The organism is Ignavibacteria bacterium, from assembly GCA_025612375.1.
In the GTDB taxonomy this organism is placed as follows: Bacteria; Bacteroidota; Ignavibacteria; order Ignavibacteriales; family SURF-24; genus JAAXKN01.
In genome coordinates, this window is sequence record JAAXKN010000018.1 from 32926 (window position 1) to 47351 (window position 14426).

Annotated in this window: 2 protein-coding genes; both read right to left on the bottom strand. The window is 46.2% G+C overall.

The features are described 5' to 3' along the window. Window positions 1-38: 38 nt before the first annotated feature. Window positions 39-6419, bottom strand: a complete 6381-nt coding sequence (locus HF312_12100) for an amino acid adenylation domain-containing protein (GenBank protein MCU7520951.1) — start codon at window positions 6417-6419, stop codon at window positions 39-41. Between the two features lies 1 nt (window position 6420). After that, window positions 6421-14424: an amino acid adenylation domain-containing protein gene (locus HF312_12105; protein ID MCU7520952.1), complete on the bottom strand. Its 8004-nt coding sequence runs from the start codon at window positions 14422-14424 to the stop codon at window positions 6421-6423. Window positions 14425-14426 lie beyond the last annotated feature (2 nt).

The window sequence follows — 14426 nt, forward strand, 5'->3', positions numbered from 1 at the left end:
TTATCAAAAACTTATAAAATTCTGACTTATGTGTTCCACTATTTAATTAAGTCTGACTTCACGGCGCGGTAAGAATCCCTGGAGACGCGTTTAATCGTTTCATCTTTCCTTTCGTCATTTCCTTTTTCCAGCAGTTCAATTTCCAGGGCTAAATCCGCAAATACAGGTTTTTCAAACACCAGTCTTAAAGGAATTTCAATTCCCACAGCCTCTCTAATACGGCTTACAAGCTGGGATGCCAATAATGAGTGGCCGCCAAGCTCAAAGAAGTTATCATAGATCCCGGCTTTTTCGAGGTTTAAGAGTCCGGAGGCAATATCCGTAACTGCTTTTTCAGTGCGGGTTCTTGGTGCAGTATATTCCACTTTTTTAGCCGCATGCCCCGGATCCATTGCGGCAAGGCCATTCCTGTCAATTTTACCGCTGGTGTTAAGTGGCATTTTCTCAAGCCTTATGATGAACTTTGGCAGCATGTACTCGGGGAGCTTGGTCTTAAGGTATGCCTGAAGGCCCGAAGTGTCAAAGTCCTCTTCTTCAGCTACAATGTATGCAACAAGGCGGCTGCCGCCAATGTTGTCTTCCCTTAAGACTACCACGGCTTCTTTTACACCGGCATAGCTCCTTATCTGCGACTCAATTTCCTGGAGCTCTATTCTAAATCCCCTGAGCTTTATCTGGCTGTCCATCCTTCCTAAGAATTCAATCTTCCCGTCTTTTAAGTATCTTACCATGTCTCCTGTTCTATAAAGGCGGCTTCCCTTTTCACCCGAGAAAGGATCGGGCAGGAACTTCTCTGCCGTAAGTTCCGGCTTTCCGAGGTATCCCCTTGCCAGCCCTACTCCTGCAATGAAGAGTTCTCCAGGGGCACCAACAGGTACCGGGTGCATTGACCTATCCAGTATGTATGTCCTGAGGTTTGATATTGCCCTTCCGATCGGAGGCGTCTGTGAGAGATCCATGTCCTCTAAGGAGCACTCATGGAGTGTAGTGCAGACCGTTGCCTCCGTGGGACCGTATGCGTTGAAGTACTTCCTCCCCTTTGACCACTTTTCGATCAGGCTCCAGGCTGCGGCCTCACCTGCCGTTACAAGTACGTCCAGCTCCGATAAGATGTCATAAGGAATAAATGACAGTACGGAAGGAGGCAGAGTAAGCACATTTATGCCGTTATTTTTCAGATAGTCCCTTAGTTTTTCACCTGAAAGCGTGGTATCCCTACGGCACAGATACAAAGTGGAACCGCTTAAAAGCGCCATGAATATTTCCCAGACAGAGGCATCAAAGCTGAGTGAGGAGAACTGCATTACCCTTTCGCCCGGAGAAAGACTGAAGGATTCCTTCTGTACATAAGACAAATTAACAACACCCTTATGGCTGAGCATGGTACCTTTGGGTTTGCCGGTAGAGCCTGAAGTGTAGATCACGTATGCAAGGTTTTCAGGATGTATTTTTACTTCAGTATGGTTCCCCCCTGATGAATATAATTCCTCTTCAGAATCCATCAGGATTACCTTCTTTGACGTCACAGGTATTTTATCCAATAGGTGTTTCTGTGTAAGTATCAGCTTTACATCGGAATCTTCTATCATGTAGCTTATTCGGTCCACAGGGTACGAGGGGTCTATGGGAAGGAAGGCTCCTCCTGACCTAAGTACAGCCATTATGCTTACTATCATATCAACTGACCTTTCGGATACAATTGCCACTATGTCCTCACGGCCGATCTGGTTACGCATAAGAAGCGAAGCCAGTCTTTCTGAGCGGATATTTAAGCCTGAATAACTTAGTTCCTCCAGGATTGTGCCGTCAGAGGCTGCCATAACAACTGAATTACAGGCAGGGTTTTCATTTACTACCTCATTAAACCTTTCGACAACAGACACAGGAGGGTACTGCATGGCTGTACTGTTCCAGCCGCGGAGGATTTTATCCTCTTCAGCGGGCAGGAGTATGTTCAAATCTTCAATTGTTACGTCAGGATCCAGAAGGACAGATTTAATAATATTTTTATAATGCCTGAGCATCAATTCAATTGTTTCGGGCTTAAAAAGGTCGGAATTATATTCCAATGCCATCATTAAACCTTCTTCCGACTCATTTAATACCATTGACAGGTCAAAATTGGAAGTAGTGCTTCTAATGGGGTAAGAAGAAATCTGCAGGTCCTCAAGGTCAAATCCGTTTGTCCGGAAGTTCTGGAAAACGAACATCACCTGAAACAAAGGAGACCGGCTCAGATCCCTCAGAGGGGCAACGGCCTCGACAACCTTTTCAAAAGGCACGTCCTGATTTGCGTAAGCCTCCAAAGAAGTTGTCCTTACTTTCTTCAGGAGTTCTTTAAATGTGAGCCCCCGTTCTAATTCAGTCAGCAGTACGACGTTGTTTACAAAGAAGCCAATGAGGTTTTCAATTTCAGTTCTGACCCTGCCTGCAACCGGGGCCCCGATGGAAATATTATACTGTCCCGAATACTTGTGCAGAAGTATATTAAATGCGGCAAGGAGGCTCATAAAAAGAGTAGCGCCTTCTTTCCGGCTAAGCTCAAGGAGTTCTTTAAGGGTATCTGTGTCCAGAATATCCGAGGCAGAATTTCCGTTAACTGAGAGGATAGGTTTCCTGGGAAAATCTGTATAGAGCCCGCTTACCTGCGGGATATTACTTAATTTATCTTTCCAGTAATTAAGCTGCTGAGAAAATTTTCCTGCCTCATACATACGGTTCTGCCAGATGGAGTAATCTGTGTACTGCAGGTTCAGTTCAGGAAGCGCAAGGTTTTTATTTTTAATGAGGGCTTCATAAGCCGAGGCCACTTCATTAACTAATATTGACATAGACCATCCGTCTGCAATTATGTGGTGTATGACAAAAAGGATAATGCATTCATCCTTTGACAGGAGGAGGATATGGATCCTAAAAAGGGGGCCTTCCTGCAGGTTAAATGGTCTGGACGTTTCCGTGTCCATGATCCGGTCAACTTCCTTTAGCCGGTTTTCACCCGCAGTGTCCTTTAAGTCGGTGATTTTTATATCCGCCCTAAAGTCATGGTTAATAACCTGGACCGGCTGCCCGTCAATTTCCCTGAACAGAGTTTTAAGCACCTGATGGCGTCCCGCAACGGTGTTAACAGCCTCCGTAAGGAGGCTAAGATTTATTTCCCCGATAATTTTTACAGCAGCAGGGATATTGTAGGAGGTCATACCGGGCTGGAGTTTATCCAGGAACCAAAGTCTCTGCTGAGGGAAAGACAAAGGAATTTTCTCCGCCACGTCATATTTAACCGGTTTATCCGGGACTTCCATGTCAGACCTGACAATACGGTCAATTCTTTCAGCCAAGGCAGAAAGTGTTTTTTCTTCAAAGAGGATGTTAAAAGGAATTTCAATACTAAAAGCGTCACGGATTCTGGAGATAAGCTGAGTTGCAAGGAGTGAATGCCCGCCAAGTTCAAAGAAGTTATCTCCAGCAGCCACTTTGTCAAGCTTAAGAATATCCGCCCAGATGTTGGCAAGAATTTCCTCAGTAACTGTTTTCTGTTTTTCGTGTCCGGAATTATCCTGTTTTACTTCAGGCTCAGGAAGGCCGCTTCTGTCAATTTTCCCGCTGGTGTTAAGTGGCATTTTCTCAAGCCTTATGATGAACTTTGGCAGCATGTACTCGGGGAGCTTGGTCTTAAGGTATGCCTGAAGGCCCGAAGTGTCAAAGTCCTCTTCTTCAGCTACAATGTATGCAACAAGGCGGCTGCCGCCAATGTTGTCTTCCCTTAAGACTACCACGGCTTCTTTTACACCGGCATAGCTCCTTATCTGCGACTCAATTTCCTGGAGCTCTATTCTAAATCCCCTGAGCTTTATCTGGCTGTCCATCCTTCCTAAGAATTCAATCTTCCCGTCTTTTAAGTATCTTACCATGTCTCCTGTTCTATAAAGGCGGCTTCCCTTTTCACCCGAGAAAGGATCGGGCAGGAACTTCTCTGCCGTAAGTTCCGGCTTTCCGAGGTATCCCCTTGCCAGCCCTACTCCTGCAATGAAGAGTTCTCCAGGGGCACCAACAGGTACCGGGTGCATTGACCTATCCAGTATGTATGTCCTGAGGTTTGATATTGCCCTTCCGATCGGAGGCGTCTGTGAGAGATCCATGTCCTCTAAGGAGCACTCATGGAGTGTAGTGCAGACCGTTGCCTCCGTGGGACCGTATGCGTTGAAGTACTTCCTCCCCTTTGACCACTTTTCGATCAGGCTCCAGGTTGCGGCCTCGCCGCCCGTAACAAGCACCTCCAGATCAGGCAGATCCTTATCAGGCAGTACAGATAAATATGAAGGAGGCAGAAGGAGAAAATTAATTTTTTGTTCCGACATTAGATTCATCAATCTCCCGCCTGAGAGGATGTCTTCTTTATCGCACAGGCAGAGTGTACTGCCGGTAAGAAGCGACATAAAAATCTCACAAATTGAGGCATCAAAGCTGAAGGATGAGAACTGCAATACCCTTTTGCCCGATGAGAGCCGGAGTATTTCTTTTTTAACGCGGGCAAGGTTAATCACCCCTTTGTGGCTGAGCATGGTACCTTTGGGTTTGCCGGTAGAGCCTGAAGTGTAGATCACGTATGCAAGGTTTTCAGGATGTATTTTTACTTCAGTATGGTTCCCCCCTGATGAATATAATTCCTCTTCAGAATCCATCAGGATTACCTTCTTTGACGTCACAGGTATTTTATCCAATAGGTGTTTCTGTGTAAGTATCAGCTTTACATCGGAATCTTCTATCATGTAGCTTATTCGGTCCACAGGGTACGAGGGGTCTATGGGAAGGAAGGCTCCTCCTGACCTAAGTACAGCCATTATGCTTACTATCATATCAACTGACCTTTCGGACACAATTGCAACTATGTCCTCCAGGACAAGGCCGTTACTAATAAGGTTATGGGCCAGCCGGTCTGCCTTTTCATCCAACTCCCTATAGCTTATCTTTGAGTCATTTTTGCAGCATGCAGTCATATTCCCATAAATGGCGGCAACGGACTTAAAGCATTCAGGGATAGAGATGTCCTCAAGCGCCAAGGCATCGGCACCATGGCTGAACTCTCTTAAAATTCTGTTACTTTCTTCATCTGACAGAATACTTATTTCGTTAAGTTTCTTTTCAGCGTTCAGCGAGACACTGGAAAGCAGGGCCTTAAAGTGAGAAAACAGGGCTTCAATTTCCTCACTGTCAAAAAAGGATTCATCATAAGCCATTTCAATTGAAATTTCCTCTCCGACCCCGAGAGCTATAGTCAGAGGATAATTGGTCCTGGTATGGGACCTTACTTCATCGATTGAAATTTTCTCTTTCAGGCGGCTTAAGGCCGCAGAAGCAGGATAGTTTTCAAAGACAATAATGCTGTCGAAAAGCGGGACCTCACGGGGTATCCGGCTCCAGCCCTGTATATCTGTTAAGGCGCAGTACTCATATTTTCTCTGCTCGGCCTGCTGGAACTGAATATTTCTAAGCCAGGCGGCAAGAGTAATTTCCGGTTCAATTTTAATCCTGACGGGCAGAGTATTTATAAACAGCCCCACTGTGGAATCTATATTCAGCAAGTCTGTGGGTCTTCCCGAGACAGTAGAGCCGAAGACTATGTCGTCATGACCGGTGTAAGATGCGAGGATCAAGGCCCAGAAACCCTGGAAAAGAGTATTTATTGTCAGCCTGTTTTTCCTGCAGAATGCATTAACCAGTGAGGAAATTTCACTGTTTATTTCCACATTCCTCCTCATGTATCCCCCTTCCCTTTTACGGAAGGCGCGGGGTCTAAAAGAAGTATTATTGCTCAAGTCTTCAAGAGTAATTCTCCAGAACGCTTCGGCTTTTTTAATATCCTGCCTCTGCAGCCAGGAAATATAGTCCCGGAACGGGCGGACTACATTAAGCCGGGCGGTACTGTTATTTATCAGCGCATTATAGACTTCAAAGACCTCCTTAATAATTATCTGTGCGCTCCAGCCGTCGAAAAGGATGTGGTGCTGAGTCCATATGAAGTAGTGAAGATCAGTATCTGCTTTAATGATAACCAGTTTCATCAGAGGAGCGTTTTCCAGGGCGAAACCTTCTTCTACTTCCAGTCTCAGCAATTCTTCAAGTTTTTCTTCTTTTCCGGCCTCATTCTGCCAGTCTAGAATCTTAAAAGGGAGTTCAACATCTTTATAGACTATCTGGAGGGGCTCATCCACATCTTCCCACATAAAAGCGCTTCTGAGGACCTGATGACGTTCGGCAACTTTTTCCCAGGCGCACTTAAAGGAGTAAATATCCATAGGACCATGAAAAGTACAGCTCGTCTGCTCTATATAAACGCCGGTTTCAGAAGACAACAGGCTGTGGAAGAGCATACCCCTCTGCATCGGGGAAAGAGGATAAATGTCTTCAATATTAGTATTCATTTTATGCCTTTGATGTTCTATTATTTATCCGGTTAAGCACCTTGTCAAATTTCTCACGGTTTAAGTGAGCCAGAGGGAAATCGGAGCCTGACAGTTCCACCTGGCCATGTTCAGAATGTTCAACAATAAGCCTCAGTTCGTCCATGAACAGGTCCGAGAATCTTTTAATTTTACTCAGGCTGAAAACTTTGGAGCAGTATCTCATCTGCATATAGAAGCTGCCCCCGGAAACAAAGCATACTATGTCTATCAGGTATCTTGAGTAGTTTAATAAACCTCTTTCAGGCCCCCTGTTATAGACTGAGGGGGCAAAAAGGATGTTTTCTTCCTGAGGCAGTTCATTAAGCTGTCCCAGATAGTTAAATGAAATTTCGCTTTGCGGCAGTGAGTTAAATTTTCTTTTTACTTCATCGTCCAAAGACAAATATTTTAATATTCCGTAACCTATACCATGACGCGGGACACTCCGGAGCTGTTCTTTTATCTCCTTTAAGGATTCCAGGGGATAGACTGAGGACTTCAGGTCCAGCAGAACAGGATATAAACAGGTAAACCAGCCGAGAGTTCTGGAGAGGTCAATACTTTCATCAAAGGTTTCTCTTCCGTGCCCTTCGAGGTCAATCATGAGAATTCTCTTTTCAGACCAAAGAGAATACGCCCTTGTAAGTGCCGTAAGGAGCACTTCGACTACATTGCAGTTAAGCCTCTTCAGAGCCTCATGAATTAAGGATTGTGTTACCCCGCCGCTTGAATTAACCTCGCTGTAATCCTTTTCGGCGTATTTCACTTCAGGAGGCACGCCTTTAAGAGGAGTAATCTTGTTATAAGGCTGTTTAAGCCAGAATATGATCTCCTGCCTCAGCTCTTCAGAAGAGGCATGGCGTATTAAATACTCACTCCATTTTCTGTATGAGGCCGATTTAGGGGGCAGCAAAACGGGCTTCTGCTTTTTTATCTGGCTGTAGGCGCTTAATATGTCTTCGAGCAGTATACGCCACGAGACCACGTCAATAACCAGGTGGTGTGCCGCAATTAATAAATTATCCTTCTTACCCTCCCCCAGTTTGAAGTACGCAAATCTTATTACTGGGCCTTTTTCAATATCAAGGCTGCTTTGAATTTCTGAGGCATGAGCTTCAATTTTGTCTTTCAGTCTTTCTTCAGGAAGAGACGACAAGTCAAAAACCCTCAGCGGGAGCTCTTTAATGTCCGGCATAACCTGCATTATCCAGCGGCCATCTTCCTGAATAAAAACCGAGCGCAGGACATCGTGGTGCTTAAGGATGGCTCTAACTACCTCTTCAAGCATATTAAGTTCAACCCTGTCGTTTATTTCGAAGAAGACCGACTGGTTCCAGTGGTCTTTTTGGACAAGGTTCTGCTCAAAAAATGAGCTCTGCACGGGAAGAAGGTTTATTTTTCCTCCTCTAAATTCCTCTTCAGCATTATCTTCACCTGACTCTTCGTTTATGAGAAGAGCCATCTGAGCTATTGTCTGGTGTTTGAAAAGGTGTGAAGGCTGAATTTTTAACCCCCTTTCCCTTGCCTTAGCCACCACCTGGATGGCCAGGATGGAGTCGCCGCCAATTTCAAAGAAGTTGTCGTTAAGGCCTACTTCTTCAAGACCCAGGACATTCTTCCAGACTTCAGAGAGAATTCTTTCACTTTCAGTCTCAGGGCTCTTATTCTCATCCTGGAGCTTATCTGCCGCGGGCTCGGGCAGAGATCTGCGGTCAATTTTACCGCTTGGGGCGAGGGGCATCCTGTCCAGTTTGACAATTGAAGGAGGCACCATATAGTCCGGGAGCTGATGTCTTAAGAATTCCTTTACCTCAGCCGGTGTAAATTCAGGGAGGCTGCCCTCCGGGCTCGGCTTAAGTGTAATGTATGCCGCAAGGGAGGCCTGCCCTTTTTTCCCTTCCCTTAGAATGACAACTGCATCCTTAACTTTTTCATGCTGAAGGAGCACCTGTTCAATTTCGCCAAGCTCAATTCTAAAGCCTCTGAGTTTAATCTGGCTGTCGATTCTTCCCAGGAATTCAATTGTTCCGTTTTCATTATACCGTGCCAGGTCGCCTGTCCTGTATAGCCTTCCGCCCACTCTTCTTCCGTAGGCATCAGGAATGAACTTCTCTGCCGTAAGCTCCGGGCGCTTCAGGTATCCGCGGCCCACGGAAAGACCCCCTATACATAGTTCCCCTTGGGCTCCAACAGGAGCAAGGTTAAGGCTTGCGTCAAGGATGTAGAGTTCAACATTCAAAATAGGCCTGCCTATGGTCGGCCTCTCAGGAAAGTCCTTTACTACTGCAGCTGAAGCCGCAACCGTGGTCTCAGTAGGGCCGTATTCATTAAAGAAATCGCACCTGTCAACTTTAAGCATCTCTTTCCAGGCAGCCTCATCCAGGGCTTCCCCGCCTGCAAGCACAAGTGAAGGCCTCCAGGTGTCTTTATTAAAAAGTCCAGTAGATAGAAACACTTTCAGCAAGGTCGGGACGCAGTCTAGTATGTCTATTTTATTTTCCACTATGTATTCCGAAAGCGCCAGTGCGTCGCGCCTAAGGTCTTCCGGCGTAAGATAAATTGTATTGCCATAGAGCATAAATGTAAGCTGGCGAATGGAAGCGTCAAACATGATGGTTGAGTTAAGGGTTACCCTTGCCGGGCCCGGGCTGAAATACGAGGTATACATTGCACCTGTTGAGGCGTACAAATTGTAAAAATTTTCATGCTGGACGATGGAGCCCTTGGGTTTACCCGTGGAGCCTGAGGTATAGATCACGTAGGCGATATTTTCAGGGCATGCTTCAGTTATTGGATCGTCGCCTGATTCATTTGAAATTTCAGGCCACGCGCTGTCCATCAATATAACTTCAAAACCTTTTCCAATAAGTTCATCCTTAAGCCCCTCTTCTGAAATGAGGAGTCTGACGCCCGCATCCTTCAGTATATAGTCTATTCTCCCCTTTGGATAAACGGGGTCCAGCGGCAGGTACGCCGCACCGGACTTCAGAATGCCTAGTATAGCGGTAAAAAGGTCTGTACTCCTGCCTGTAAGCACTCCAACTATTTCGTCTTCTCCGGCTCCTTTTTTCCTCAGGTAGTAAGAAAGCATATTAGCCCTTCGGTTCAGTTCGCCAAAAGTAATGCTTCCATTTTGCGCTACAACGGCTGTTCTTTCAGGATTTATTAATGCCTGCTCCTCAAAGATTCTATTGATCAGCCTGACCGGAGAGACTGTTTCGGCCTCTTTATCCCTCCTGTTCCACTTCCAGAGGACCTCTCCTTTTGACTTCCGGCTTAGGAGCAAGGGAAGATGATTATTGTTTTTACCGGAGGAGGCACTTTTATCATGGGCGCCATTTATTAAATTACGTAGAGTTTCTTCTTCTTCCTTAGCACTAAGCAGCGGTATCTCTTTAATTTTTACCTCGGGGTTTAATGCCACGCATTCAAGGATCCTGCCGTATTGGCGGAGCATCATTTCCATGGTTTCTTTGTCAAAGAGGTCCGTGCTGTATTCGAATGCCAGCCTCAGGCCGTCTTTAGTCTCAACAGCTGAAAGAGTAATGTCGTACTTTGAAGTATTTACCGGGATATCGATCTGGCGCACATCTATGCCGCTATTGGAGGAGCTGTTATCCGTCTGAAGGTTCTCCGAGAAAAACATAACCTGGAAAAGCGGAGAGAAGCTCATGGAGCGTTCCAGATGAAGAGCGTCTATTATCATTTCAAATGGCAAGTCCTGGTAAGTATAAGCTTCAAGAGCACATTCCTTTGTCTGCCTCAGGAGGTCAGAGAATTTCATCTTGTCTGAGATATTTACCCTGAGGACCAGTATATTGACAAAGAATCCGATCAGGTCCTCAATGTCAGCCCTGTTTCTGTTGGCAATTGGTGTTCCGACCAGGATATCAGACTCTCCGGAGTACCTGTAGAGCAGGACCTGAAAAACAGACAGCAAGGACATGAACAAAGTAACGCCGTAGTTTCTGTTTATTTTATTTACCTCAAGGCCGAGTTTTCCGGGTAATTCGAGGCTGATAAAACCGCCTTTATAGCTTTGGACGGCAGGCCGGGGCCTGTCGGTTGGGAGTTCAAGGATCTGAGGGCTGTCCTTTAGTTTTGCTGTCCAATATTCTATATGCCTGCTCAGGTTTTCTCCCGAAAAATATTTTCTTTGCCAGGCGGCATAGTCGGCATATTGAACCGGGAGCTTAAGGACTGCCGGGTGTTCCCCATTTTCAAGTTGGTGGTAATAATTCAGCAATTCACTGAACATTTTCCGGGAGGACCATCCGTCGGTTATGATATGGTGGAATATGAGGATCAGTACAGATTCATCCTCAGACAATCTTATTAAGAGCGCCCGGAATAAGGGCAGAGTATCCAGCACGAACGGTTTTTGAGCTTCTTTGCTGATATAATCCTTTATTAAAACCTCCTGTTCTTCCCTGCTTAATCCACCGGCTTCAATTACACGCACAGCAACATTATATTCCGGAATAATTTTCTGATAAGGTTTACCTTCGCGGGACAGGAAAACCGTCCTTAGGATTTCATGGCGACTGGTGATAATGTTCAGGCTTTCCTCAAGCATTTCAACATTCATTTTCCCATATATTCTCAGGGCTTCCGGAACGTTATAAGCTATATTTCCAGGCTCAAGCTGATCTAAAAACCAGAGCCTTTCCTGGGCAAAGGACAGAGGAATAACCGTGCCGCGCGAAACAGGCAGTATTGCACTTCCTGCAAGGCCGTTTTTTTCCATTTCCGCAGCTTCAACTATATGGCTTAAGCGGGCCACAGTCGGATTTTCAAAAATGCTGCGCAAAGGAATTTCCATGTTAAATTCTTTTTTAATTCTGGAGATCACCTGTGTAGCCAGGAGCGAGTGGCCCCCGAGCTCAAAAAAGTTATCGTTTATTCCGACCTTCGGCAGATTCAGTACGCCAGCCCATATTGCAGATACTACCTCTTCAACCACAGTGCGCGGAGCAGCGTAATTAGATTCCATTTCCTTCATAATTTCATTTATGTCGGGAGCGGGCAAGGCTCGCCTGTCGACTTTTCCGTTCGGAGTTACCGGAAGCTTCTGAAGAATTACAAAAGCCGAAGGGATCATGTATTCAGGAAGGCGTTCACTAAGATAACGCATGAGCTGAGGCTTTTGAAAGGCATTGCCGTCGCGTATTACTATGTATGCCACGATTCTTTTTTCTCCCGGAATGTCCTCTCTTGCAACGACAACAGAGTCCTTTATGTCGTCAAATTCTAAAACGGCATTTTCAATTTCACCCAGTTCAATGCGCAGTCCCCTGAGTTTAATCTGGCTGTCGATTCTTCCCAGGAATTCAATTGTTCCGTTTTCATTATACCGTGCCAGGTCGCCTGTCCTGTATAGCCTTCCGCCCACTCTTCTTCCGTAGGCATCAGGAATGAACTTCTCTGCCGTAAGCTCCGGGCGCTTCAGGTATCCGCGGCCCACGGAAAGACCCCCTATACATAGTTCACCGGGCACTCCAACGGGAGCGAGGTTAAGGCTGTTGTCAAGAATGTACGCCTCCACATTAAGAGGAGGCTTTCCGATTACAGGTTTTTCAGGGGAGTCTTTTACACTGCAGATTGCGGCATCTACTGTAGTTTCTGTGGGTCCGTAGGTGTTGAAGAAATCGCAACCTTCAATTTTAAGCATTTCTTTCCACGCGGCCTCATCCAGGGCCTCCCCGCCTGCAAGAACAAGTGAAGGCTTCCAGGTGTTTTTATTAAAAAGCCCATTGGAAAGAAACATTTTCAGCAAAGTAGGGACGCAGTCAAGTATATCAATTTTATTTTCCACTATGTATTCCGAAAGCGCTACCGGGTCGTGCCTTACATCATCTTTCGGGATGTAAAGCCTATTGCCGTAGAGCATGAGCATAATCTGCTGAATTGAGGCGTCGAACATTATTGTTGTGGTCATGATTACGCGTACGGGCCCTGAAGCAAAATAGCGGGAGTACATACTGCCTATTATTCTGTAGTAGTTAAAAAGGTTTCCGTGGGAGATCATAGTCCCTTTGGGTCTGCCGGTAGAGCCGGAGGTATAGATGACGTAAGCCAGGTTGTTTTTATCTGATGGACAGACCGGGTTCATTATGCTTTCACGTGATATCTCATCCCACTCAGTGTCGATCAGGATAACGCTTCCATCATACTCAGGCAGGATATTTCGTAAGTTACTTTGCGTAACAAGCGTCTTTACACCCGCATCCTCGAGCATAAAGCTCAGGCGGTCTACCGGGTATGAGGCATCCAGGGGGAGGTATGCCGCGCCTGACTTCAAGACCCCCAGGACACCAGTCATCATATCCAGTGAGCGCTCAAGCAGGATTCCAACTATGTCTTCAGGACCGACGCCCTGTCTTATGAGCCTGTGGGCAAACTGGTTTGACCTTTCATTCAGCTCTCTGTAGGACAATGAACTCCCCTCAAAAGTAAGTGCAGTCTCATCAGGACATAGTTCAGCCTGCTTTTCAAAGAGGCTTTGTATTACCTCATACTCTTCAAATTCCACTTCTGAATGATTCCACTCATAGAGCAGCATATTCCGTTCACTTTCATCCATCATACTGAGGCTACTGATGCTTTCTTCGGGCTTAAGGAGTATGTGGTTTATCAGGTTTTCATAGTGCCTCAGCATACGGCTTATTGTACTTTCATCAAAAAGGTCCGTATTGTATTCTATCGTGGCATCCAGCCCCTCATATGTCTCGGCCACAGTAAGCGTGATGTCAAATGTAGAGGTCCCCATATCAACGTCCAGCATCCTGAAGTCCAGGCCATGAAAGGGCTGTGAGTTCAAGGGGAGGTTCTGGAGTATGAACATGACCTGGAACATAGGCTGGTAGCTCATGTCACGCCCGGGCTGGAGCTTTTCGACCAGGAACTCAAATGGGAGGTCCTGGTTTTCATAGCCTTCCAGCGTCACTGTCCTTACTTTCTTAAGGTAGTCACGGAAGGACACAGCTTCATCTATTTCTGTTCTGATTACAATTGTGTTGATAAAAAGGCCTATTATCCCCTCAAGCTCCCTCCTTGTACGGTTTGCAATCGGTGTACCTACACTGATGTCGTGCTGAGAGGAGTACTTATAAAGCAGTATCTGGAAAGAGGCCATGAGCGTCATGAAAAGAGTGACCTTCTCTTTCCGGCACAGTTCCATTAAGCCATCCAGTGCAGACTGTGGAATTGTTCTGGACAAAGTTGCTCCGTTATTGGTCCAGACCGAAGGCCTCGGCCTGTCTGTTGGAAGCCTCAGGACCTGAGATGACCCCTCAAGCTTACGTTTCCAGTAGGAGAGCTCTTTTTCGAGCCTTTCTCCCTGCATGAACTCCTTCTGCCACATGGAGAAGTCGGCGTACTGAATGGTGAGCTCCGGCATGGGGGACGGGATCCCCAGGGAGAAAGCGTTGTAAAGCGTGGATATTTCCTGCACGAACAGGCCCATTGACCAGCCGTCCGAGATAATGTGGTGCATGACTACTATGACCACGTGATCCACAGGGCCTAATTCAAGAACCGTGACCTTAAGAAGCGGGTCTTTTAAGAGGTCGAAGGAGCACCTGGCTTTCTCCTTTAATATACGCTTAATTTCCAGTTCCTTTTCCTCTTCAGGCATCTTCTTAAGGTCCAGGACCAGGAAAGGGACATCCACACTTTTTGAGATCACCTGGACGGGCTTTCCCTCCAGGGATAGGAAGTTTGTCCTTAAGGCCTCGTGGCGTCTTACGATTTCACCCAGCACCTTCTTAAATACTGGTATGTCGAACTTCCCTTTTATCCTCATTGCCGAAGGTATGTTGTAGTACGGGCTTCCAGGCTCAAACTGATCCAGGAACCACAGCCTCTGCTGCGCGTAGGACAGGGGGAATATGTTATACTTGCTGCCGTTTTCCCTAAGCTTTTTCTCAAACAATACCCTCTTCTCAGGAGAAAGAGAATTTAAGATGTTCAAAATGTCTGACATAC